Here is a 24,894-nt window from a genome sequence, read left to right as displayed (position 1 = left end):
AGAAAACCAATTGACTAAAGCTTAATATCAAATCTTTAGATGAAATAAAGCTGTTACTCATCCGACCTCTGGCTTCTGACCTCCGACCTCCGATTTATACGTCTAATCCGAAATCTTTACACAATCCGGCTAAGCCGTTTTGGTAACCGCTGCCGATGGCATTAAACTTCCACTCTGCATTATTCCGATAAAGCTCACCCACCACAACGGCTGTCTCAACTGAGAAGTCTTCACCGAGGTCGTAACGAATTAACTCTTCACCAGATGCTTCATTTAAAACTCGTACATAGGCGTTGGAAACTTGTCCAAAATTTTGACTGCGCTCTTGGGCTTCATGAATTGTAATCGCAAAGGTAACCTTGGATACATTACTAGAGACGAGTGCTAAGTCAACCTTGATTTGCTCATCATCCCCATCACCAGCACCAGAACGATTGTCGCCAGTATGTGTCACTGAACCGTCAGGACTCTTTGGGTTGTTAAAAAAGACAAAGTTTTTTTCATCTGTGACTTTTCCTTCAGGATTTAACATAAAGACAGAGGAATCTAAATCAAAATCCTTACCGCCATCATACTTGTTGACATCCCAACCCAATCCAATAATAATTTTCGTTAGACCCGGGTTTGTTTTGGTAAGATCTACTTTTTGACCTTTTTGTAAACTAATTGCCATTTTATTATCCCCCTTAATATTTTTTGAAACTATTGATATCGACGGATAAGTTCACTTAAGGATGCATCATTCGTACCTTCACCAATGGCGGCGAATTTCCACTCATTGTTGTGACGATATACTTCTGCAACCACTAAGCTCGTTTTGCCAGCATAGCTTTCAGTTAGATTGTAACGACAAAATTCTTGCCCATTTACTGGATTAACTACCCTAATAAAGGCATTGGAAATCAGCCCAAAGTCCTGTTTGCGTTTAATACAATCATAAATATTCACCACGAAAACAATTTTTTGTACACTGCTAGGGACACTGCTTAGTTCCACATTAATTTGCTCATCGTCTCCATCCCCAGCACCCGTTAGATTATCTCCACTATGTTTTACACTCTTGTCACCGCTTTGCAGATTACCAAAGTAGACCAAGCGATCTTTAGAAGTAAGCTTTTCTTGTTGATCGAGAAGGATTGCAGATGCGTCACAGTCAATTGAAGCGCTTCCGCCGCTGCCCCCTCCGAAAAGGCCTCCAAGGAGTCCTCCCGATTTCGGTTTCGATACTTCATCCCATCCTAAGCCTACCATTATTTTTGATAAGCCAGGATTTCCTTTTGTTAAATCAATCTTTTGCCCTTTTTGCAAATTAATTCCCACTATGAATCCCCCTTTTTTAGATACCAGGTATTATATCATCTGTCTTCTCTACTTCTTCATTTTTTCCTTTATTTCTTCAAGCAAAATGTGAAAATAATGGAATACTTGTATCTTACCACAGGAAAGCTTTGGGGAAAAACCCAAAACATAATGTTTCACATAACTTTCACATATTTTGCAACCAGCAATTAATAATTCATTAATTAGTAATCACCTTTATTATTACATAGTTATTTTACCTCTCCACCCAATGTTTACCATTATATATTTTACAATTAATATGAATTTTATACTACTAACCCCTGGGACAGGGTACCATCAACACAATCTAAAATCTCTTCTCCAGCTTTAATTCCACTTTTCTCAGTAAATCTTATCATTTCCAAGTCAGAATTTCTCTGTGAATAAAGGGAATATAATTCTCCATGTGCTGGTGCGACAGCAAAATCTGCAGCTTTTAGCATATCCAGATCCAGCAAGGAATCTCCCGCTGCTATAACCAGGTCAATCCCTTCCTTTGCTCTGATATATTGGACAGCCGCGTTCTTATTGACATTCATGGGAACTAAATAAAGCTTTCTCCCTTGAATAGATAACTCCCAGTTTTTATCCCTCGCCCATAGTTTAAAGGCTGCTAACTCGGCTATGGGAATTTTTTCACGTTCTATTAAACAGTAAAAAAATAAGTCATCCGCTAATTTACCGGAATCCGGATTTACCCATGAAGGATGTCTTATTTCATTAAACCTACTGATGAGATCCTCTGCTTCCAAACAATTATCTTTAGAAGCAGAAATTTTTCGCATCCAGTCTTGATCTTCAATCCCGTTATAAAAGATTGTTCCGCCATTACTAGTTACAGCGTATTGATATGAAATGTTATATTCAAGAAAGTTTATCCTCTGATATTGAAGTTTAGTTCGAGTTGTTACTGGCACGAAAAGAAACTCTCGAGAAATCTGCTGTAATTTAGCTAGGGCGCTTTCAGTCATATAAGAAATATATCGATCCTCGAACCATTCAACCGGACGGGTTTGCACCTCAACCTTTTCGTTGATAATTGATCGGTATGAATAAATCAAAGTTTGATCAAGATCGCTCGCAAACATCTTTTTATTCATCATGATATTTGTTTAACTATGCCGCAACACGAGTAGGTAAGATAAGGATACTCTTCAACCGGAACTCCTTTATCCTCACAAAGCAACATAATATGTTTCAATTTGGTGTTCTCAATACTATCTACTAAAACCCTATCCGGTAATCGCCTTAAAAGAACTCTCGTTGTTTCTCCAATACCAGGTTTAATAAAGTTGATATCTTTAATCCCATACTTCTCTTTGATCGTTGTTAATGATTTTAAGCCTTGCCAAGAGACCTCAGCATTGTCATCAATATTCTGGAATTTCGCATCTTGCAGTTTCAGCTCTTTAAATTCCTTAGAAATTGTATCTACGAAAAGATTAGACACTTCTCCTTTTAGAAGTTCTTCATAAAATCTTGCCCCGTGGAATTCTTTATCTCCAATTAGATCAGTCCGAAATACAGTGCGACTAACCAGCCCCGAGACGGTTGAATTCAGACAAGCACTAGGGATTAAAAAGTCCTCTCTTGTTCCAAATGTTTTCACACAGTGCCCTGGATCTGCAAGGACTGCTAAATCACTATCTAATTCGAACTGGTATTTAGCTTTAAAATCTGCGCACGCTTGCCTTAAAACTTCGGTTATTGCCCCTTTGCCCGTCCAACCATCAACAAACTGAATTTTTGCACCCCTGTGATTCTGAAGAATATATAGTATCGCATTCTCATCAATACCTCTGCCTCGAATAATTGAAATGCTGTAATGAGGCAGATCTAAGCCCTTTTTTTCTAAGAGGTAACGTTTAATAAGGATTCCAATGGGAGTTCCTGCACGTGCCAAAGAAACAAGCACCATCTTTGGTCCGTTATTCTGAAAAATACGTTCTGACACTATACCCACTGCCTTGGCAACTTTAGTCGCACTCTCATGAAGTGTTTGATAGAAAAGATCGAGATAGTCCTTGGTTGGTTCATATTCTATCGGCAACATTTCTGAATAATGACCGCCAGACTGAATTTTTTGCTCACGAGTTTGAAGATCAGTCTCTGTCAATAAGCCATTAAGATTTTTAAGTAAAAAAACGACATCTTTAGGGTTATAACATCCTATTGGCACGGGTTCAGGAATGGGATGAGTGAAGAGCTTATCGTTCACCTAACAGTCACCTCTTTTCTTTTTTCATTATGCTAATTGCTGCTTAACAAAATAGTCTTGGATGGCTCTGGAAGAACTAATAACTAAAACCAGTCGTGGTATACCTATCTTATGAAAGACATTCAACAAGGAATTTAATCCCTCGGGACTAACTTCTCTTTCAAGGAACAAATACACCTCATCATAATAGTTTAAGGGGAGATTATAAACGTAATTAGTGATACTCTCATTGTCAGGACAGTTATAGGCAAAACCATTTTGAATCCCATACTGAGCTTTAGGAAAGGGATAGATTGGACTCCTCGTAGTGGAATGATACCTTATTCCATTTCCCATATAAGCTGAGATGAGCATGGGCAAATATATAAATTCGCCGGTTCCCAGGCAAAGAGTTTTTCCACCTGCCCTATCGCACTTTAGTGATTCAGCAATCCTCTTTGCCAAAGGCAGAATTTCCCGGTCCTCCCTGCTTGACAGTCCAAATCTCCCTGTTAACCTTAGATACGGTGACAGGCTGCTGTTACCCCTTGAATCTACGGAAAAAACCGAAATCACATCCTGCATGTTGAGGAATTTTTGTTCTTGATTCAAAGGGAAACCTTCTGGGAATGGGAAATCAGTCTCTGACACAAGGTCCCTTTGACCCATTTGCTCACAAAAGGGTTGGCCGCTAACCTCTATTTCCCCTTCTAAAAGGGAAATAGTATCAATTCTAATATCCAACTGTTGCTCCAGCTTTTTATAATTGTCCCTTTCTTCTCTCGTTCTCCAATCTAAGAGGGATAAGACAACATAATTCGTTTTGGGAAATTTCAAATGAATTGCCCTAATTATATTTAAAGCAGTATTTCCCGTCGTAATCTCATCATCAACGAGAACGACAGTTTTTGGATTTCTAAGTAACTCAGAGTCTATCGGATAACACCGATGATTAACAGCATGGGAATGGTCTTCACTAAAGTCAAGTTCAACCGGCAACAGCGGTATTTCTTCACGTGTTGTATGAAGGTAATATGCATTATCAAACAAACTAAACACTGCATGCCCCAGTCCTGTCGCTGTTTCGGCGAAGCCAATAAATAATGTTTCCAGGGGCAAGGCAAAGCGCGATTTTGTGATTACGGATTCATAAACCTTTCTCGTATCCTCATTCTTCTTCAGGGCCTGTATAATTGCTTGGGTATGGACATGATTGATGTTATGTATCTTACTCATGAATTGTACAGCAAGCGCAAACCCTGCAAGCAAAGGGACGAAAGGATCAACAGGCACATGTTTACCAAGAACGTTGCTTACAAATAAGAACCCTCGTTTCTTATTCTTTCTAGCCGCTAATGAAAATAAAGTCTGAGGGTCAAAATCAAAGGGGTTGCTTTCCAGGGCAACGGATACCCTTTGCCCTTCAAGGTTATACGTATATATCTTCGGTGAAGAGGCTGATGAAATTGTGTTGTTCATGAAACACTCCATAATTCTTTGCTCTTAACAAGATCTTTTGGGCCCATTTATAATGGGGTTTAACTTCATTCATTTTATTAGTATAATGGCTTTTCGTCACGCCTTGCAAGCCATTACTGTTTTCAATGATACTTAATGCGTCTAAATATTCTTCATGCCCGACAATGTACAAAGATTGTACGGGTATGATATGACTCGGATGAATGATGGTTTTCCCAATAATTCCATTTTCCTTGTCTAAAATCACTTCTCGGATTAGACCATCAACATATTTATTTAAAAGCTGGCTTCTAATCTTAGTTCTATTATTCCCCTGAGTATCATGGAACTGTTCAAAGGGACTCTTACGAAGCTGAGGTTTAAGAACTCTTCCTCCATTTGAGAAGTACTCCCAAACGGGTCCCGAGATTACATAATCGCTTTCAACACGTCCAAAAATGTTGATTATATCTGCGATGCAATCACGGATCACCGTGATATCATAGATGGTTACATCTGGTCCTCGACGGATACCATAATACCCGGAAAAATCTGTTGCCCCTATTCGAACATTTAAAACTAAGTCATGATAGCTGTCTAAGAGCCGCTTGGTTTCCATCAATTCATGGATGCGTGATTCGCGATAAATGGCTTGAGTACTTTCAATAATCGGCATTCCGTAAAAAGGACCGACTGATTGTTGATTGAGGCTCTTAACAGCTTCAAAATATTCATGACTTTCCGACGTAAATTTCGGAAAGATAAAACCTGTAATAAGCTTTGAACTGTCACCCATCTTATCCGTTAGTCTGAGGATCTGTTCTGCACTGCGAACCCTTATAAAAATGAGGGGAAGATCAATCGGTTCGATCTCCTGCTCGTTCAAAGCCTTATAAATTTCTTGTACTTGGGTTGTAATATTCTGCTCGGCACGAGGCACCTCTGCATCCCCGATGGAATCCTCCAGGCAAAACACGGTTGATGCAAGTCCCCTATTTTTTTTAGAGATTATATCTTTCGCTATTGTTTCTCTGGTTCCAGGCATATAAAGCGTCGCACCAAGTGCATGGGAAAGAATCCCTCGAGGAGTATTATTATCGAAAACCTCTGGAGCTCTAAAGAAGGTGGCTTCTGCACCCTCTTTTGTCAGATAGTTAAAATGTCTCACTTAATCGTACTAGCCAAAGCTGTACTTCTCTCCTTTCAATTTTCGAATGAAAACATGTGGCTTAGCCACATCTCAAGCTTACTACTAATTCCTTCCTATTTGGTGAAGTTTCGGTGAAATTTGTGTTAAATTTTGACTAAATTCAACTATATTATTAAGGCAACATAAAAGAAACCCGGATTAAACTAAACGTTAAAGCGAGTTTCCTTTAGTTGCTTTAATAATACTGCTATACTGCCATTTTGAAACCATTATTGCATCCCGCTGTAAACCGTTAAACTAGAATGTAAACACTTTCGAGTCGGCAGCTAAATCGATTAGGTGTGCGGCTGTAGATAATTTTGCGCCCTCGATAAATTCGTCCTCCCCGAAAAGCCTGTACCTTGCGCAAGGTGTACAAATATAAAATGCTACCTTCTTCTCGACTAAATAATCGATATAAGCTTTTGCATCATCTCCAGTCGGTGCCTTAACATTATCAGCTAAGCCCAAAACTCCATAAACCACAGCATCATCAACTAAGAAAACATTAACTTCATGACCCTTTTCTTTGGCGACCTTCGCAAGTTGAAATGCCCGGGTTGCACGAACCGGATCCTCAAGTCCGCGACTGAGGATAAATAAAAATTTCTCCAAAGTTATTCCCTCCTCAAACTTAATCTGTAACCTGTTATGTCTAATATCTTAGCTGCCAGTTTGAGCATATGCCCAATAGCAGTTTCTTTTACTCTTTCTCCATAAATTGTAATTCTCCTGTTAAAAAGTACAATACCACATAATTTTTTTTAGAAAAGTCTTAAAATAGATGTCCCTCTCATGTATGAGAAAGACATCTAAAATACTTGTGCTGAACAAGCCCTTAAAAGGACTTAAGTGACCCATTATAACCTTTAACACAATCAGACATCGATTACCCATAGCATCGAGCTCCCTCAAGTCGAAGAACGTACGGACTCAGTCTGATTTCTGACGACGACGACAGAGCCCAAATATACGCCTGACAGGACGAGCAGTCCTCCGGCTAAATGATACCAACTGATACTTTCGCCTAGAAAAACCGCAGCCAAAATTGCCGTATAAATAGGAAGAAGGTTATAGAAATAACCAGCTTTAGTAGGACCTACCGCTTGAATACCCTTGTTCCAAAGAATATAAGTGATCGCAGGAAACGATCAACTAGTAATCTTACGACTGCTTGATGTAACATGTAACAATCGCAATCTTTTGTTGCTTCTGCAAAAGGAATAAAAAATAGCCTTTTAGGTTAGCTTCCACCCCCAAAAGGCTATCTCTCGAAAATTTGTTATTACCAGTTTCTATCAATAGCGGTCCTCTAAGACCCGTCTTTCGAACATTAATATTAATAATTGGAATATGGAATTGATGTATCCGTCTTATATTAAATTTAATTTTTTGGCCTCTTCGCGGAGTTCGGCCCGAAAATCAGGATGTGCAATGCCCATTAACTCTTGCGCACGCTCTCTCATAGTCTTCCCTCGCAGTTGGGCAACTCCGTATTCAGTTACAACGTAATTAACTTCGTGACGGGGAACGGTAACCGTAGTACCGTGGTTTAACAATGGAGCAATTTTAGAAACTCGGCCCTTCTTAGTATTGGCTGTTGAACGAAGGCATATAAAGGCTTTTCCTCCAGACGAAAGTTGTGCTCCCCGGACGAAATCCAACTGACCGCCAGTACCACTATGTTGCCTGGGACCGATGCTTTCAGACGCCACCTGACCTGTGAGATCCACTTCAACCGCTTGATTTATGGCAATAAGTTTATTATTTTGACCTATTACATAGGAATTATTAGTCCAAGATGTGCTGTGCATCTCTATGGACGGATTCTCGTGCATCCACTTATAGGTTTCAGCTGACCCCATAGCAAAACATGCACATATTTTATTGGGACACAAGGTTTTCTTTCTTCCGTTTAGGACGCCTAATTCCCATAGATATTTATAGGCATCTCCCAACATCTCCGTATGGGCTCCTAAATCATGCTTATTTGCCAAGAGTCTTCCCAGTACATTAGGCATCCCACCAATGCCCAACTGTATTGTAGACCCATCCTCAATCATGTCTAATAACAAATCCGCAATAGCAATCTCCTCTGGAGTGCCCTCTGTCACCGGAGGAATCGTAAAGAGTGGTCGGTTGCTTTCTACGATACAATCAACCTGGGATATGTGCATAAAGTTATCACCAAATACATACGGTTGATTCTCGTTAACTTCCATGATGATAGTTGTATTGTCCATCTTTGCCACATCGTGAAAGTATAGAGGTGCAGTTGCAGTACAGAAATACCCATTCTTATCCATTGGAGCTGAAGCGGATATTACCTTGGCCTTACCTGGCTCAAGGTCTTGAATCCTGTACTTAAAAGAAGCAGCATTACCGCTTACATTATCCGGAATATAATTAGCGTAACCTTTACTTACACCTTCTCTCAATTTCGCAGAATTAATGAACACAGAACTTGCTCTTAGGTGAGGGTAAATTTCGGGTGTTATCCAATCTGTCGATGATGTAGGCCCAAGCCCAAGGACCTCAACATCATCAAATTCTCCTGCTTCAGCCCGTTTACCGATTGCATTTAAGATACCTATCGGTTCGCTGACGAATTGATTTGCCACAATCTTGTCTCCAGATTGAATCAGCTTCGCGGCTTCTTCCAGTGACTTTAACTTTCCTTTATATTGTTCTTTGAATTTCGAATACAAAAGAAACTCCCCCTTATGATACATGACAGTTAGTTAAATAATTAGGTGTTCTGCTGCTAAACCCCAATTTGTGATTTTATGATGCAATATATAGTGCCGATTAATTTTAAACACTATATATTGCATGTAAATTCACTAAATGTTTGCAGATATAGTCTTCCAAGCAACTAAATAATTCGGAATGTTTTAGGCTTTAACACCGGAAATGTTATCGATGCTTTTTCCTTTACTCTCAACAACAAAGAGATATGCAACCATTGCAGCCATTACTGATGGAATGGCAAAGTATACGAAAGTCCCAGTAAATCCGAAACCCATTTGTTGTACCCAACCAGCACCGATAGGGCCAATGAATCCTCCAACGCGACCGAATGCCTGAGCCCAAGAAACACCGGTATTTCTAAATTCGGTTGGGTAAGCTTCCGCCATGATCGGCTGTGTACCACTTATCGCCCAATTTATGGCAAAACCCACTATCACACCGCAAACAACAACTTGCCATTGGTTTCCGGCAACTCCCAGCAAGAGAATTGCTATGGCTGTGAATATCCAACCAAAAATAACATTTTTCCGGCGTCCAACTATATCTGCTACAAAACCGGTAGCCGCCCCGCCAATCATTCCAAATATATTTTGTAAAATGGCGAAAGAATAACCCTTAACCAAACCATATCCTTTTTCAACAAGAAGGGTAGGCAGCCAGCCTGATATTCCATATATCACCATTGTGCCAAAGAAGTACAATACCCAAATAGTCATAGTCACTTTGCGATATTCTGGACCAAAGATAGCACTCACACCAACTTTTTTACGAGCAGGTGGTGCAATTAAACTACCCAGAGCCCGTTCAGTTCCTACACCCTTAACAGCTATCTCCATCTTTTTGATTATTCCTAAAGCTTCTTTTTCTCGCCCTTTGCCTAAAAGCCAGTGTGCAGATTCGTTAAGTTTGAAAACCAATAATAAAGAGTACAGAGCAGGAAGCGCTCCGATAAGATAGACAACCCTCCAGCCAAAGGTAGGAACTACGTAGATAGCCACAATACCTGCAATTACCCAGCCAAAGACATAAAAACTCATGACTGATCCTATAAAATAGCCCCTATTTTTGGTCGGTGCATTCTCCGACATCATTGTTATGGCAATAGGGATACACGCACCAAGACCAATACCGCTAAGTATCCTTAGCAAGGCAAATGTTTGGAAACTTTGCGCAAAATAAATAGGCAATGTTAACAAGGAGTAAAAGGCCACAAAGAAAATAAGCGTCTTTTTCCTGCCAATGAAATCAGAGATAAGCCCTGACATCACTCCCCCAAATATTAAACCTATAACGCTCCAGGAAGAAAGACTTCCTGTTTGGATCTTTGTCAGCGCCCATTCTTTGGCCATCTGCGGCATTGTATACGCAACAATCATATAATCAAACCCATCAAAAAGAAGCGCCAGACCAACTAAAAAATAAACAGTCCAAGTATATTTTGAAACGCCTAAATCATCAACAATCTCAGAAATTGTGGATTTTTTATCCATTCCTTTGTAACCTCCCCTTATAAATACCATATAGGGCTGATGGTTTAAAACCATCCCTAACGTTCCTTATAACATTCCTTATAACGTTCTCTTTAATAATTCCGATGAATTAATTGACACGCTGGATCTCAAGCACTAAATATCGTTCAACGCTTTTACCAGAGAGATAGATAGATGTACGTCCCTCCGCTTTAACTCCGACATTGTTCTTGGCGCTCACCTCTTTTCGCATAAATTTTTGTAACTCCTATCGACCCAGACGATTCCTTTTTCCTGACCAGTCATGGCCAGGCATGATTCAATAGTTGCAATATTCATTCCAATTCAATTAGAATTTATATTCAATATTTTCAGATAATTAAAGCAGTATTTGGCCCTTTCTTCTCTTTACTTCCTGATTCTTATTAGTTTGAGAACTCTCTATTAGTCATTTACGAGCGTCAATTTTGACTTTCTTAGTCTTCTAATCCTTCTAGTTAGACTGGATAAACTGATATCCAGCTGTACAGCTGCTTCTTCCCTGCTCCCGCAGTGTGAAATCATCTGAGCGATATATTTATTTTCGAATTCTTCCATAGCATCATTAAGGGTCTTAGCTTGATAATTATATTCTAATGTTAGAGGTTCGCAAGCCGAATGGTATTTAGGGGGGATGTGTTCAGGAGTTATCACTGTTTCTTGAGCAATAATGATCAAGCGCTCTACTAAATTGGTTAACTCTCGCACGTTACCCGGCCAATCGTATTTTGACAAGATTTCAATTGCTTCTTTACTGAATTTCACATTGAGATTATATTTTTTGTTGAAATGATCCGCGTAATGTTGAGCAATTAAAAGTATGTCTTCTCTTCTCTCTCGCAAGGGGGGAATTGTGATGGGCAAAACATTTAATCGATAATACAAATCTTCACGGAAAAGTCCATGCATAACCATTTCCTCAAGGTTTTTATTGGTGGCAGCCAATATCCGTACATCAATCTCTTTTGGCTTAACCCCTCCCACCCTGGTTACTTTTTGATCCTGAATAACATTCAAGAGTTTGACTTGCATGTTTTTTGGTAAATCCCCTATTTCATCCAAAAAAAGTGTGCCTTTATTAACAAATTCAAAATATCCCGCTTTACCTTCTTTGCTGGCTCCGGTAAAGGCCCCTGTTTCATATCCGAATAACTCAGATTCCAAAAGATTCTCAGGAATAGCTCCACAATTAATTTTTAAAAACAAACCCGCTTCATTACGCGGGCTTGCCTTATGAATTATTTTAGCAATTAAGTCTTTCCCCACCCCAGACTCGCCTAGCAACAGCACCGAACTGTCGACATTAGCTACTCGATACGCCAAATCAATAACCTTGCGCATTTCTTTGCTATGGGCGATGATCTCCGAGTTATTATTTTTCTTAAGTTGATTAAGTTCTGCTAAATATTTCGAGGCAAGCACTTGAGTTTGCTGGTGTTTTTGCTTTAGTTGATTTAAATCCGTGATATCCCGCACGTTACAATAGACCCTGTGGATTTTTCCGTTACTATCGTAACTTGGAACACCAGTACTTAGAGCAATTTTGCCATTAATCGTATTAATCACTACAGTTTCTTTCTGACCGGACTCAATAACCTTCAACGTTGCACTGGCGTCAGTTATCCCCGCTTCGGTCAGTCCTTTTGTTGTTTTACCAATGGAATCCGGGTACTTAAGCCCCATAATTCGTTCTATCGAGGGATTGATGTATAAAATCCTGCTTTCTCCATCCGCTATAAGCAACCCATCATAAGAGTTTTCAAGCATTCCCAAATAGTCCCGATTTAGGTGCTCTAATTCCATAATTCGTTTCTGAAGTTGTTCGGGCAGTTCCTGGTTACTTATTTCTTCTGACGATCCCATTCAATCCACTCCTTTTTTGAGACTAAACAACAAGCTAGACCAAGATTTTATCAATCCTTTATATTTGAACGATTCTAATCTTTCATAAACCAATGTTGCATAGTAGGTCATGAAATTTGCCTAGATCGTAGTATTTGCATGGTTAGGGTTCAAAAATATCATTTGTATGAGACGTTGTTATATTTGTTTTAATATTTAGTGTCAGGACTGTGTACAAGGTACTAGGATCTATATGAAGGTTTTATGTCACAAGGAACTTATGTTTTTTATAGAATTGTATAGCCTTCTGGAGTTAAATGATTGCTTTAACCCCAAGAAGGCTAGAATTCACAATTATGGTATTAACCGGTTCCTGGGCTTCTTATATCCTGTTTAAGAAACCTTGATAACCATGGCTGCACCAGTGTCTCCGGCCGCACATCCAGTGAACAGACCATACCCTCCGCCTAGAATAGCCAGTTCCTCAATCATTTCCATAATTCCCCGACCGCCGGTAGGCCCTTGGGGATGCCCGTAAACAAGTGAACAACCGTAATTATTCATGGTCATAACATCAAGACCCATTTCGTTAGCCATGTACAAATCATTAGCCGTAAATGGATTATGAGACTTAATTGCTTTGACGTCCTTGATGCCAATCCCGGCTCTTTCTAGAGCCATTCTTGCTGAGGGGACTACAGCCATAGCCATATGCGCCTGTTCGGCACGGGCATAACCATAGGATACTATCTGAACTTCCAGGTTTTTATCTGTACTCAGTTCCCGCGCTTTATCTCTTGTGGTTACAATAAGCCCGCAGTTGCCATCCGCCGGATGGGTTTGAGCGCCAAATGAGTGTACCCCGCCTGGAATAACTGGTTTTAAGGGAGTCAAACTTTCCAGAGTCGTGGGAGTAATCCCTTCATCTGCTTCAACAATGCCCATTTTCTTTTTGCTTATTTTATATTCTGCGGGTATCATATAACGTTTTTGAAACGCTCGATCATTAGCCAAAGCATCCTGATATTGCTCGTAACGTCTGGCAGTAACCCTATCAACGTCTTCCTTTGTAATTCCGCCGGCCTTATTGACCACGTTTTCAGCAGTTTGAATCATGGCAACCCCGCCCCAGGGACCACCGTCAAAGTTATCCATCATCCAACTTTCCTTAATCACTTCGCCTCCTGGACCCTTTGGGTTAGGCCAAATTGTGAAAGGGCCATTAGAACAACGGTCTGTCAGCAAGCAAAATGAGGTTTCGTAAAGACCTGTTTCGATCGCTGCAGCGGCTTGATTTAAAACTGTCGTGGAAGTAGAGCAGGCCTGACTAATATGCATACCTGAAATATTTGGGGCACCCATTAGAGATGCAGCCCAAGGAGCATCGTAAAATGTATACAGTTGTCCGATGGTTTTACCAAAAACAAGGTATTCAAATATCTTTGGATCAATTTCTTTGGTGGCGAGCCATTTTTTAGCCGTCGACCCTGCCAGTTCAACAGCATGTTCATTTTGCAAACTCCCCTGCCAACGAGCAAAGGGTGTACTGTAGTAACCGCCATATGGAATATAAGCCTTTGAATACAATTAAAAAACCTCCTATATTCTATAAGTCAAAACCCCTCGGTTCTCCCACTGGAACTCGAGATGATCCCTGTCTGATATTTACTTGTTCTTAAACACTGCAGGGCGTTTATTGATAAATGCCTCAATGCCCTCTTGCAGATCCTCTGAACCAAAGATCTTTTCAACATGTTGCATTTCCATTTCCATTGCATCCTGCAACGGAATCTCAGTCCCCTTATTAACTAGATGCTTTGCATAACCCATGGCCACACCGGCCCCCTTAGCAAGCTTTTGAGCCAGCTTAAGAGCTTCTCCTAACGCTGTACCTTGAGGCACAACTTGATTGACCAGTCCAATCCGTAAAGCCTCATCAGCAGAAATGAATGTTCCTGTAAACATCAATTCTTTAGCTTTAGATGGCCCGATCAACCTCGCCAGTCTTTGCGTACCGCCGAGTCCGGGAATCAAGCCCAGGGTCACTTCCGGCAAACCGATCTTCATCTTTTCATCGGCTATTCTAATGTCACAGGCTAAAGCCAACTCACACCCTCCGCCCAAAGCCAGGCCATTTAAGGCTGCGATGACAGGCCTGGGCGTTTCCTCCAGATAAGTAAACATTTCTTTATAGATCGTCGCATTTTCTCTCGGACCGCTTTCCATCTGCTTGGGAAAATCTTTAATATCTGCACCTGCAACAAAACACTTTGCTCCACCCCCGGTAATTACCAAGGCACGGATCTCCGCATTTCCTTCTACTTCCTGCAGTACCTGTTTCAATTGCTCTCTAACATCCAAGGTAAGAGCGTTTACAGGCGGATTATTAATGGTAATAATCCCAACACCTTCAGTAATCAAAAGTTCAACGACCTTATTCTCAGCCATAATATTTTTTCCTCCCGTTACCTATTAATTGTAGGTAAAAAAGCCTTTGCCGGTTTTTCGGCCCAGATGTCCCGCTTGAACCAGCCGCTTGTGAACAGTACGTGGCCAAAACTTCATATCTCCTGTGCCCTCATACATAACGTTGAATACGTCTAAAGCAGTATCGAGCCCTATCAGATCTAATAAAGCCAAAGGACCGATAGGATGATTCATCCCTAGTACGCATGCTTTGTCGATATCCTCAGCCGAGGATAGTCCTGCCTCATACGCTGCTACCGCCCCGTTAAGCAAGGGAATCTGAAGATAGTTCACTAAAAAACCCGTGGTATCTTTTGCTTTGATCACCTTTTTGCCAATTTGTTCACAAAAAGCCGCTGAAGCCTGATAAGTTTCTTCGCTGGTCGCCAAACCCATTACCAACTCGACCAACTTCATTACGGGCACTGGGTTAAAGAAATGCAACCCTATAACTTTGTCCGGTCTTTTGGTAGCACTGGCTATTTCCGTCAGAGACAAAGCGGATGTGTTACTAGCAAGGATAGCCTCAGGCTTAACAATTTCATCAAGTTGTTTAAAGATATCTTTTTTCAACTGGATATTCTCAAAAACTGCTTCAATTACCAAATCTACCTCAGCCATTGCTTGATAATTGTCACATAAAATGATCCTGTCCAGCATATTCTGCTTATCTTGAGCGGATACTTTACCTTTATCCACTAGTTTTTGGACGACCTTGTCCAGCTTTATCTTTCCCTTTTGAGCTACTTCCAGATTTGTTTCAAAGAGTAAGACTTCGATCCCAGCTTGAGCAATGGTTTGTACAATACCAGATCCCATAGTGCCTGCCCCGCCAATAACAGCTGCTTTCTTGAATTCCATTGTACATCCTCCTTTATTAATTAACCTTTACACTTTAAGACATAACACAGTTCCTCAAAAAAACTACACTGCATACTTACCGTCTTCGGAAATAGCTGCAGCAATCTCCTGTCTTAGAGATACCGTGTTCCGAGTAGTATATTTGGTCAACCTCTGCAAATTATCCAGTAGGCTTGCCAATTCCTCACCTTCAGCAAGAGCTGTCAGGGTTTCTTTCGCCGAATATTCCAACAGGCCAACAGTAGAATTAATGTAGGCCATAGCCATATTCTGGTTAAGTTTTGCCTTGGTCCCACCATCATTGGCTGCTGCCTTTTGAGACCGAAGCCAGGCGCTTTCAATGGCAAAGGCTCTAATCGCTAAATCAGCCAGTCTGCCAAGTATTTCTTGATGTTTCTGCAAGTCTTTCCCATACTTTTGAAGCCCTGCACCCGTGGTCAGCAGGAAGATATCCTTTGCTGCCTGTACTAACCCCGCTTCCCCTTTTCTGACCAAGCTTCCGGCGGCGATCTCTCCCTTAAGTTTTTCGATGGCTTCCTGAAGGGGTAACTCCCCTTTAGCCGCTCGACGCAGCAGGGTAGTAGGAATCAAAACCCGGTTTATTTCATTGGTCCCTTCGAAAATACGGTAAATCCTTGCATCCCTATATAGTCTTTCGATAGTGTATTCGGAACTAAATCCATACCCGCCATGGATTTGTACCCCTTCATCTACAACATAGCCTAATGTTTCTGTGCCAAAAACCTTGTTCATCGAGCACTCCAGGGCATATTCCTCAATACCCTTGGCAGCTACCAGGCCCCCGTCATTACCCGAAGTATCCAGACTGTTCATCATGTTCTCTAACATGCCACCAGTCCGGTAGACCATGCTCTCGGTGACGTAAATTTTAATCGCCATTTCGGCCAGTTTCTCCTTAATGAGACCGAAATTTTCAATAGGTGTGCCAAACTGCTTGCGGTCATTAGCATAGGTTGCTGCTAGCTCCAAAGCAAATTTAGCCATACCAACAGAAGTAGCTGCCAGTTTAAAACGGCCCAGGTTCAGTATATTAAAAGCCACCACATGACCTCGACCGATCTCAAACAACAAGTTTTCTACCGGCACCTTTACATCTTCGAAGATTACTGATCGGGTGGAGGAGCCTTTTATACCCATTTTGTGCTCTTCCGCCCCGGTAGAAAGACCCTCAGAATCTCCGTCAACGATAAAAGCAGTGAACTTATCCCCGTCTATTTTGGCATAAACAATGAATATATCGGCCATTCCGGCATTGGTAATAAACTGTTTGGTTCCGTTTAGGATATAATACTTTCCATCAGGACTTAAGTCTGCTCTAGTCTTAGCAGACAAAGCGTCCGACCCCGCTCCCGGTTCAGTCAAAGCATAGGCCCCGACTTTTTCAGCGTTGGCTAATCCCGGCAGATACTTCTTCTTTTGTTCATGGGTTCCGAACATGACAATAGGCATACTGCCAATACCTGCTTGGCCACCTTGGGTCTGAGCAAAGGAACCTGCTCTTCCTATACATTCGGCAATGATGGTAGTGCTGATTTTATCCATCTCCATGCCGCCATATTCTTCCGAAATATCAGCACCATTAAGACCTAACTCACTGGCTGCCTCCAAAAGTTCATTAATTAGACCTTCTTTTTTGTTTTCCAGTTCATCCATTCTGGTCAGAACGCTATCCGTTATGAAACCCGCCGTCGTCCTATAAATCATTTTGTGCTCAAGCGTGAAATCCTCGGGCGTGAATATATCTTGGGGGTTGGTTTGCCCGAAGAGAAAACTTCCCCCTTTAGGTAAGCTACTCATTGGCTCACTCTCACTTTCATTGAGAATAATTATAGGATATGAACTCCATTATACCTCCTTCTTTATTTTTCCGAGATAAGATTTCTCATTATTCAGTATATTTTAAATATATGCAATTTTTGTGCCATGATAATTATGTGTGTCAACACTCCTTGTTCGCTCATCAGAGTTAGTAAGTTCTTGTACTGTGTGGGGTCATATTCTTTTGCTGGACCATAATTCAAGCCTCATGGTTAGCAGTCTCTATTTGATATCGTCTAATTGAACAGTCCTAAAAAGAGAGATGAGAAGATTAAAAAGGTCAAAATTGACGTTCAAAAATGACCACCTAATTCTTGGAAAAAGAATTGGGTGGTCATTTAAAGTCATTAGAGTCATAAATTTACCTTTTTGTCTTGAAATATATAATAAAATAGTAATTCAATTAGGATTAATATAGGTTCATAATATCATAAAAACAAGTTTCTTAGTAGTGCCTTAGTTCATGACAGCAGCCGCTGCTGTCATGAACTAAGGCACTAACCCTAATTCTTGGCACTGGCGTCGTTTTCGCTGCAAACGCTCCGGCTGATATAATTTAATTTACTATTTTGAGTATTCAATATTTTTCTTTTTGTGGTATTATCAACCTGTTGGCAAAGATTTCTAATTCCCCTTTGCATCTAAACGCGATGTTTAAGGTGCAAGGGGTACCAGTGAATCAATAATCGCCAAGAGGAGGTAAAGGATTTGGATGAGGCTTTAGCTGGATCATTTAAACGCACGATCGAGGAATTGCCCCTTCATAAATTTTTAGGACTAAAGATATCTTCAGTCGGGGAATTAGAAGCCAGCCTGATCATTGTCGTCGGGGACTCCACCATTAATCCTGCGGGTTCGTTGCATGGAGGCGTAATTTACCTCGTGGCAGATGTATCATCTTCCGTCGCCATTGAAACATCATTATCCAGTGACGAGCATGCCGTCACGATAGACACTCAGACGAGTATTTATCGAGGCACGACTGAAGGTGAAGTGACCTTTCAAGCACTGGTTGCCAGACGCACCCGTCGTTTAGCCTTTATCAATGTCAAAATCACGGACTCGAAAGGTCAGTTAATTGCTGAATCGAGAATAACCAAGGCAATCGTCAATGGGGTTCACTCGTCGAAAAAGGATTAGATGAGTTGTTGAGTATCATACACGGGAAAGATGTTTTGAGAGAGGTACTCGCACAGTAGAAAAATCATCACCATCGTTTAGCGTCGCAACATGTTTTACTCTTGCCTCTTTTACGTCAGAGTATAGGGATCTATCTCATCACTCATAGCCCATAGTTCTATTTCTCCAAACTCAATACCGGAAGAATTCCAGAGCTAGCCATAAAAAGGTTTTCTGTTCTGATGGTCTATAATTTTTTGCTGGTTTTGTATGACTCTGCAACTCACTTTCAAATAAAAAGGTACTTACAGCCTAGACATGTCTATAATCGTGTCAAGTCCATATGTAACAGTTCATCTTATATATCTTTCTAACTATTGAAGAAGGGGTACCGTACAACTTAATGTAACGGTACCCCTTCTGCCGAATTAATCTAAGTCAAAAAACAGAGTTGTATTTTTAAATGAGAATTTTAAGCCATGAACAGTTTGATATCCTCTTCAACACTTGAAATGCCTGCAATACCAAAGTTTTCAACTAGAACGTTCACCACATTAGGGGACAAGAAGCCAGGTAGTGTCGGTCCTAAGTGAATATTTTTCACTCCAAGGTGGAGTAGTGCCAGTAAGACGATCACGGCTTTTTGCTCGTACCATGCGATGTTGAAGGAGAGCGGTAGTTGATTAATGTCTTCTAGACCAAACACTTCTTTCAGTTTTAAAGCGATCACAGCTAAGGAATAGGAGTCATTACATTGTCCAGCGTCAAGCACTCTCGGAATCCCGCCGATGTCTCCTAAATCCAGTTTGTTATATTGATACTTTGCGCACCCTGCAGTCAGGATTACGGTGTCTTTGGGTAGTGCTTGCGCGAATTCTGCATAATAGTTACGACTCTTCATCCGTCCGTCGCAGCCAGCCATAACGAAGAATCGCTTAATGGCTCCCGTTTTGACGGCTTCGACGACTTTGTCTGCCAGAGCCATGACTTGATTGTGAGCAAATCCCCCGATGATCTCACCCTTCTCGATTTCCGTCGGTGCCGGGCAGTTCTTAGCGTGAGCGATAAGTGCTGCGAAGTCTTTAGGCTTTCCATCTGCACGGTCAGCAATATGCTTAACGCCTTCGAAGCCAACCACTCCAGTGGTGTAGACGCGATCTTTATAGGAATCTTTCGGCGGCACGAGGCAGTTGGTCGTTAAGAAAATTGGGCCGTTAAACGACTCGAATTCTGTCACTTGTTTATGCCAAGCATTTCCGTAGTTGCCGACAAAATTGTCATACTTCTTGAAGGCAGGATAGTAGTGGGCCGGGAGCATTTCTCCGTGAGTATAGACATCCACACCGGAACCCTGAGTTTGGATGAGCAACTCTTCTAGATCCTTCAAATCATGACCGCTGATCAAAATAGCTGGGTTGTTTCTAACCCCAATATTCACCTTAGTGAGTTCTGGATTACCATAGGAGGTGGTGTTAGCTTTATCCAGTAAGGCCATTACATCAACTCCGTATTTCCCAGCTTCTAAGACGAGTGCCACGAGATCACCTACAACAAGTGTGTCATCGAGGGTGGACGCTAAGGCTTTTTCGATAAAGGCGAAAATGCCCGGCTCTTTGTATTCTAAAGTATACGCATGCTCAGCATAAGCGGCAATCCCTTTTAGGCCGTAGGTGAGCAATTCTCTCAGTGAGCGAACATCTTCATTCTCTGTCGCTAAGACGCCCACATGTGCGGCTTTCGCTTCAAATTCCTCTGCTGGAGCCGTCCATGTTACGGCATCGTGTAAGTTTGCTGGAATTGACCCGCCCACTTCAAGGACTGCTTGTTTAAGATCTTCGCGAAGCTTGAGACCGTCTTGAATTCGTTCTACGAATCGGCTGCTATCAAAGTTAGCATTTGTAATCGTGCTAAAGAGGCTTTCCATAATGAACTTATCAACATCTTTGCGCTCGAGGTGGAGTTCACGCGCTTGAACCGCGTAAACGGCAATCCCTTTTAAGGTGTAGATCAGAAGGTCCTGCAATTTGGCAACATCTTCGGGTTTCCCACAAACCCCTTTAATTGTACAACCGGTTCCTTTAGCTGTTTCCTGACACTGATAACAAAACATACTCATTCTTGTTTCCCCCTAATTTTTTTATTATATAAATTTTTGACAACTCAAGTTCACTTGCTTTAGTTTAGATCAAATCAAAAAGTTATTCTGTGATTTGATGTGTCTTTTCAGTGTGATAAAAGACACAACTATTTACAATATTTTCTTCTCAACCCTTTTATGACGATTTGCAAAGGAAGTTACGTTATCAATTGTAGAGAGAAACCAAATGCTTGATTAGCTTCATCTAATTGGACCCGTCTTCTTGCCGGCGAGAGGAGGACTACTGAACGTGACTCATGGCCTGAGTCGCTTTTTGGGTAGCCTGATGACCTAAGTTAATTGCTTCCCCAAGCACACGCAAGGCTTCAGTTGGATTATGGAAGCCCATACTATTTTCTGAAGCCACAAAATCCCAGTTGAAACTAGCATCGCGATGAAGCTGACGAGCCTCTTCTAAAAGTTTTGGGTCAGCCTTCGGATCATTGGTCGCTTTGGTAAGAGCCTCAATAGCCCCCAATAGAATTAGTGCTTTTAGAGACTTCCATTTGCCCACGTTTAACCTCCTCTCTTCAGTCCTAACAAGCAATCCCACTTGCCTGATTTGTCACTAAATATAAATATTCCACATGTTTCCTTTTATTCCTCCAGTATCCAAAGGAATTCCAAATAATATCCGAAGGATTATAATTCAATGAAGCAATTATTACTTGTCTGAGAGATGAAAAAATGTAATTACTCCTCCTTTTCATGCTTTTAATGTTCCATAAAAAATGCCGCTACCTTTTATCAAAGTAACGGCCCCCTCCTTGTTATTAACTTTTGAACTACATACTGTTTCACTTTATCTCTAACCTCAATATTATTCTCCGGCCGAATTCTACACCTACTCGAAGAATCTTATGTACTGTTTTAGGCCATCGGCATTTTCAGCTTCCAGTTTCCCTCAGAAAATGCTCGTCAAAATAGAGATAACTACGGCATTTATCCCTCTTCTCGAATTCGATGACCATTATGTTCATAAAATCCGTGACATCTTCATCTTTCTGGCAATAGTTTATTAACGCTACATCTCCCCCGAAATCTTTAACCGTAAATGCTTTGTATTGGTTTTTCCGCCAAGCAGACCTAAAACGCATTTTGAATTATCTGCCCCCCATTCTCTCCTGCATCGCTTTGATCAAAAAATCATTCACCATTTTTTTATACGCTGCATGCACATCCTCGTCAATTGAAGCAAACTTGGTCATCTCATAAGCCAGTTCCTAAAATGCTTTGTCCAGGTTCTCGTATAAAAAAGCGATTTTATTGGCGGCCACCTTGTTATACGCGGCAGTAAGATTATCATTCATCCTTTGGATGCTCTTGTAACCTGCCTTTTCTTTGAGCTTGTCATACTCCAATTGCTTTTTCTCGACACCCTGCTCAAGTGCCCGGTTGGACTTCTGCAGATCGCCCGCCTTCGTCTTCAGGTTGTCGCGCTCCTTAGTCAGCTGAGTGTTTATGGCCTTTTCACCGTCCAGAACCTTCTGGAGATCGGCTTTTTCCTGAAGGGCCCGGTCCCGATCCTGAAATGCCTGTTCCCGATCCTGAAGAGCTTGTTCCCGAGCCTTCACTGCCTTCTGGAGTTCCCGAACGGACATGTTTTCAATATCCATCTCAGCGATGAACTGCTCCCGTTCTTCTTCCGGAACCCCGAGAAGGATGAGCGCCTGAGAATAGCTCATGTTCGGCAGTCGCTGCGTTTGAGCGCCGGCGTTGAGGGCAACAGGCTGTTTGTCCCCGTACGCATCAAAGACGAGCAGAAATCTTTGAGCAGTTCTCTCCGTGTAACTCACCGACTCCTCCAGCCACTTCAGCCATTCCCCATGCTGAAGCATCTCTTTGGCCTCCTTCAGCCGCCGCCCAACCTCGACGGCGTTGTTAAGTACTACTTTTTCGGTCTGCTCTTTAATCATATTAATTTCAGCCGCGATGACGAGCGGCGTGCGTTCTGTTATCAAAACGTTCATGATTATGCCAATCCCTTCTTGTACTTTATTCACATCATATGGGATTAGCTTGAAAAGCGTGACAGCCTCCTATAAACGGCTTGTCCCAAATGCGAAAACGTTGTCGTATTTGGGACAAGCTAATAAAATTTAAAAAAACGGTCCACAAATAATAACCTTCGGACAAGCAAAATCATAGGCTATACGGACAAGCCGAAATTCAAGCGACTTGTCCATGCAGAGGAAAGGATGTGAAAAAGATGGCGGTAGTAGGGATGCCTTTAAATTCGACGCTGGTTGTCGTATACCAGACCGGGCTCACCCCCGCCGGCGGCCCGATACTCAGGCAGAAAAGCCTGAGTGATGTGAGATCCGACGCCGCGGAACAGGCTGTTTATGAGGCGGCGCACGCTTTATTCGGTCTAGCGGTGCATCCGGTGATCGACGTACTCTATAGGAAAAACTTTGAGCTGGTCGATGAATAACCGGCCGAAAAATCTGATGGAAAGGAGGGGAAGGCATGGCCCTCATAACAAGTAGTGTGTTAAGGTTAACTTTCACAACAGCCGGCAGCAAAACGTTTGCGATTACAATCCCCAATCCGAAGCAAGACCTGCAGCAGGCAGAGGTTATGGCTGTGATGGACTCGATTATTGCCAGTGATCTATTCCTTACGTCCAGCGGCGCGCTGACCGGAATACGGGACATTAAGGTTATAGATACCACAACAAACGACCTTTTTGACCCGCAAGCTTAAGCGGCAGCTTTTAAGACAGCGTTAATTCAACCCCCGGCTGAACCAATGAACAGACTGCTGACAAAGTCATATTTGTCAGTAGTCTGCCCGGTCTCCTTAGCTCAGTTGCCGGAATATCCTATGCTTAAATAAGAATGTGCCATAGCAAATAATATTCACTCTATTTTATTAGAAAAGACCAAAATTAATGTAGCTAATGGCCCTAAAAATAGCGTTAATAAAAACCAATTAAAGCCTGATCTATTTTTGCCCTGTGCTATTCCAGCGTTTATTAATGACAACGTACCCCATCCCACTGCGTATTGATTTACTATTTGATTTGCATCCATAACTTATCCCTCCGGTAAAGCTTATTTAAAGATAATGCTCGTAATATTCTATCTCCGAAGGAAATTCCTAGAATATCCCGGTATTTGCATTGAATATTTGATTTTTCCTAAAATGATATAATTCGCCAAATGCAGCACCGCCAAAAATCAAAAACGCACCGACGATTTGAACCATACTCAGATGTTCGTTAAGAATGATTGCCGAGAAAACCAGAGCGGATAAAGGGTCAATATAACTACATATAGCCACTGACTGCGCTGGAAGTTCATTAATAGAAGAAAAATATAAATAACATCCAACCCCTGTATTTACCACCCCGAGAAATAAAATTGGGATAATATTTGTACCAGATATTGAAATTGTTCCTTTGTGCATCAGCAAGGTGTAAACAGCTACTACAGCACAGGCTGTAACAAGTTGAACCAGGGTAATTTCTAGGCCAGTAAGCCTTACCACTTTTTTATTCGAAATTATCATTGTGGCATAAAGCAATGCGGAAATTATTCCACACATAAGTCCCCAAGACATACCATCTGTTAAAAAATCCGAACCGTTTACTAACACCATACCCACAGCAACTAAGATAATACCGATCATTTTGTTTATTGTCATTTTTTCATGAAATATGAAAGGCGCAACTGCTATCACAATAACAGGTCCGCAATAATATACAAGAGTTGCAGTACTAACACTGGTTAGCCGATAGGCCTCAAATAAAAAAATCCAACTTAACCCCATAGAAATACCGGAACCCAACAGATAAAACCATTGCTTTTTTATTTGCTGGAATTGTGGTCTTTTCCTTCCGAATATAAAAACGAGTCCCAAGAACAAGCTACCTATTATGGTTCTTGATAATACGATTTCAGAACTGCTGAGTAAAATATAACTGGCTACTATGCCATTTGAGCCAAAAATAAGCAGAGATAATATGTATTTTACATACGATTTCATCATTTATTCTTGTTTCCTTTCGAAACCTTTGCTTCACCGAATATAACTAATCTAACACGCCATCTTGCTATTGTGTAGCCAAATTATATTTTTTTAAAATTATTTTTTTTAATTTGCTATTAAGGGAACCTTCCAAGTTCATTGTACCCATAGAACAATTCATGTTAATTAATTATCATATTGTTTAGACTTTCAT

General features: G+C 41.3%; 24 protein-coding genes and 1 pseudogene. 3 read left to right on the top strand and 22 right to left on the bottom strand.

Going from position 1 to position 24,894, the window contains the following annotated elements:
• Positions 1 to 94: 94 nt before the first annotated feature.
• From M8E35_RS10750 to M8E35_RS10685, 16 genes are all read right to left on the bottom strand, one after another.
• Positions 95 to 673 carry a TerD family protein gene (locus M8E35_RS10750; protein ID WP_252468909.1) on the bottom strand — a complete coding sequence of 193 codons (579 nt, stop codon included), beginning with the start codon at positions 671 to 673 and terminating at the stop codon, positions 95 to 97.
• A 29-nt stretch (positions 674 to 702) separates the two neighbouring features.
• Positions 703 to 1,320 carry a TerD family protein gene (locus tag M8E35_RS10745; protein WP_252468907.1) on the bottom strand — a complete coding sequence of 206 codons (618 nt, stop codon included), beginning with the start codon at positions 1,318 to 1,320 and terminating at the stop codon, positions 703 to 705.
• Between the two features lie 287 nt (positions 1,321 to 1,607).
• Entirely contained in the window at positions 1,608 to 2,429 is an 822-nt protein-coding gene (locus tag M8E35_RS10740) for an HAD family hydrolase (RefSeq protein ID WP_252468904.1), read from the bottom strand.
• 11 nt (positions 2,430 to 2,440) lie between these two features.
• A complete protein-coding gene (locus M8E35_RS10735) occupies positions 2,441 to 3,559 on the bottom strand; it encodes a cysteine protease StiP family protein (RefSeq protein ID WP_252468901.1) in 1,119 nt (372 codons plus the stop codon).
• 27 nt (positions 3,560 to 3,586) lie between these two features.
• A complete protein-coding gene (locus M8E35_RS10730) occupies positions 3,587 to 5,017 on the bottom strand; it encodes a phosphoribosyltransferase family protein (RefSeq protein ID WP_252468899.1) in 1,431 nt (476 codons plus the stop codon).
• A complete protein-coding gene (locus M8E35_RS10725) occupies positions 4,968 to 6,164 on the bottom strand; it encodes an HpcH/HpaI aldolase/citrate lyase family protein (protein ID WP_252468897.1) in 1,197 nt (398 codons plus the stop codon). Before M8E35_RS10725 ends, M8E35_RS10730 begins: the two co-directional genes overlap by 50 nt.
• A 279-nt stretch (positions 6,165 to 6,443) precedes the next feature.
• Entirely contained in the window at positions 6,444 to 6,800 is a 357-nt protein-coding gene (locus tag M8E35_RS10720; RefSeq protein WP_252468894.1) for a DsrE family protein, read from the bottom strand.
• Between the two features lie 296 nt (positions 6,801 to 7,096).
• A complete protein-coding gene (locus M8E35_RS26895; RefSeq protein WP_366946815.1) occupies positions 7,097 to 7,315 on the bottom strand; it encodes an EamA family transporter in 219 nt (72 codons plus the stop codon).
• A gap of 243 nt (positions 7,316 to 7,558) precedes the next feature.
• On the bottom strand, positions 7,559 to 8,893 hold the full coding sequence (locus M8E35_RS10715) for an acetyl-CoA hydrolase/transferase family protein (RefSeq protein ID WP_252468893.1): 1,335 nt from the start codon (positions 8,891 to 8,893) through the stop codon (positions 7,559 to 7,561).
• A 186-nt stretch (positions 8,894 to 9,079) separates the two neighbouring features.
• A complete protein-coding gene (locus tag M8E35_RS10710) occupies positions 9,080 to 10,426 on the bottom strand; it encodes an MFS transporter (protein WP_252468890.1) in 1,347 nt (448 codons plus the stop codon).
• Positions 10,427 to 10,535: 109 nt separating this feature from the next.
• The gene (locus tag M8E35_RS26490) at positions 10,536 to 10,658 is read right to left on the bottom strand and encodes a hypothetical protein (RefSeq protein WP_289710781.1); all 123 of its coding nucleotides are present in this window, start codon (positions 10,656 to 10,658) and stop codon (positions 10,536 to 10,538) included.
• A 191-nt stretch (positions 10,659 to 10,849) separates the two neighbouring features.
• Positions 10,850 to 12,307, bottom strand: coding sequence for a sigma-54 interaction domain-containing protein (locus M8E35_RS10705; RefSeq protein ID WP_252468887.1), 1,458 nt, complete (start codon positions 12,305 to 12,307; stop codon positions 10,850 to 10,852).
• A 372-nt stretch (positions 12,308 to 12,679) separates the two neighbouring features.
• Positions 12,680 to 13,873, bottom strand: a complete 1,194-nt coding sequence (locus M8E35_RS10700) for a thiolase family protein (RefSeq protein WP_252468884.1) — start codon at positions 13,871 to 13,873, stop codon at positions 12,680 to 12,682.
• A gap of 78 nt (positions 13,874 to 13,951) precedes the next feature.
• Complete coding sequence (locus M8E35_RS10695) at positions 13,952 to 14,734, bottom strand: enoyl-CoA hydratase (protein WP_252468881.1); 783 nt, start codon at positions 14,732 to 14,734, stop codon at positions 13,952 to 13,954.
• A gap of 24 nt (positions 14,735 to 14,758) precedes the next feature.
• The gene (locus tag M8E35_RS10690) at positions 14,759 to 15,613 is read right to left on the bottom strand and encodes a 3-hydroxyacyl-CoA dehydrogenase family protein (RefSeq protein ID WP_252468878.1); all 855 of its coding nucleotides are present in this window, start codon (positions 15,611 to 15,613) and stop codon (positions 14,759 to 14,761) included.
• A 63-nt stretch (positions 15,614 to 15,676) separates the two neighbouring features.
• Positions 15,677 to 17,431, bottom strand: a complete 1,755-nt coding sequence (locus M8E35_RS10685; protein ID WP_252468876.1) for an acyl-CoA dehydrogenase FadE — start codon at positions 17,429 to 17,431, stop codon at positions 15,677 to 15,679.
• 729 nt (positions 17,432 to 18,160) lie between these two features.
• Between M8E35_RS10685 and M8E35_RS10680 the strand changes: the two genes are divergently transcribed.
• Positions 18,161 to 18,592: a PaaI family thioesterase gene (locus M8E35_RS10680; RefSeq protein ID WP_252468866.1), complete on the top strand. Its 432-nt coding sequence runs from the start codon at positions 18,161 to 18,163 to the stop codon at positions 18,590 to 18,592.
• A gap of 451 nt (positions 18,593 to 19,043) precedes the next feature.
• Here M8E35_RS10680 and hcp read toward each other — a convergent pair whose 3' ends face one another.
• The 4 genes and pseudogenes from hcp to M8E35_RS10660 all read right to left on the bottom strand — a co-directional run bounded on the left by hcp (position 19,044) and on the right by M8E35_RS10660 (position 22,678).
• Positions 19,044 to 20,687: a hydroxylamine reductase gene (gene hcp / locus M8E35_RS10675; RefSeq protein ID WP_252468865.1), complete on the bottom strand. Its 1,644-nt coding sequence runs from the start codon at positions 20,685 to 20,687 to the stop codon at positions 19,044 to 19,046.
• A 262-nt stretch (positions 20,688 to 20,949) separates the two neighbouring features.
• On the bottom strand, positions 20,950 to 21,222 hold the full coding sequence (locus M8E35_RS10670; protein WP_252468864.1) for an ammonia-forming cytochrome c nitrite reductase subunit c552: 273 nt from the start codon (positions 21,220 to 21,222) through the stop codon (positions 20,950 to 20,952).
• A 373-nt stretch (positions 21,223 to 21,595) separates the two neighbouring features.
• Positions 21,596 to 21,805 (bottom strand): hypothetical protein, encoded by a 210-nt coding sequence (locus M8E35_RS10665; protein WP_252468863.1) that lies wholly within the window; start codon positions 21,803 to 21,805, stop codon positions 21,596 to 21,598.
• Positions 21,806 to 21,811: 6 nt separating this feature from the next.
• Positions 21,812 to 22,678 (bottom strand): annotated as a pseudogene (locus M8E35_RS10660) (DUF3102 domain-containing protein).
• A gap of 239 nt (positions 22,679 to 22,917) precedes the next feature.
• On the opposite strand from M8E35_RS10660, the gene M8E35_RS10655 reads away from it, so the two are divergent.
• Complete coding sequence (locus M8E35_RS10655; protein WP_252468862.1) at positions 22,918 to 23,142, top strand: DUF1659 domain-containing protein; 225 nt, start codon at positions 22,918 to 22,920, stop codon at positions 23,140 to 23,142.
• A gap of 35 nt (positions 23,143 to 23,177) precedes the next feature.
• Positions 23,178 to 23,414 carry a DUF2922 domain-containing protein gene (locus M8E35_RS10650; RefSeq protein ID WP_252468861.1) on the top strand — a complete coding sequence of 79 codons (237 nt, stop codon included), beginning with the start codon at positions 23,178 to 23,180 and terminating at the stop codon, positions 23,412 to 23,414.
• A 155-nt stretch (positions 23,415 to 23,569) separates the two neighbouring features.
• On the opposite strand, the gene M8E35_RS10645 is transcribed toward M8E35_RS10650, so the two are convergent.
• Both M8E35_RS10645 and M8E35_RS10640 read right to left on the bottom strand, forming a co-directional pair.
• Complete coding sequence (locus tag M8E35_RS10645; protein WP_252468860.1) at positions 23,570 to 23,743, bottom strand: hypothetical protein; 174 nt, start codon at positions 23,741 to 23,743, stop codon at positions 23,570 to 23,572.
• A 67-nt stretch (positions 23,744 to 23,810) separates the two neighbouring features.
• Positions 23,811 to 24,701 (bottom strand): DMT family transporter, encoded by an 891-nt coding sequence (locus M8E35_RS10640; RefSeq protein ID WP_252468859.1) that lies wholly within the window; start codon positions 24,699 to 24,701, stop codon positions 23,811 to 23,813.
• Positions 24,702 to 24,894 lie beyond the last annotated feature (193 nt).

It is taken from the genome of Desulfosporosinus nitroreducens (assembly GCF_023897015.1).
GTDB classification, from domain to species: domain Bacteria; phylum Bacillota; class Desulfitobacteriia; order Desulfitobacteriales; family Desulfitobacteriaceae; genus Desulfosporosinus; species Desulfosporosinus nitroreducens.
This window is presented reverse-complemented; position numbering and strand designations above follow the sequence as displayed.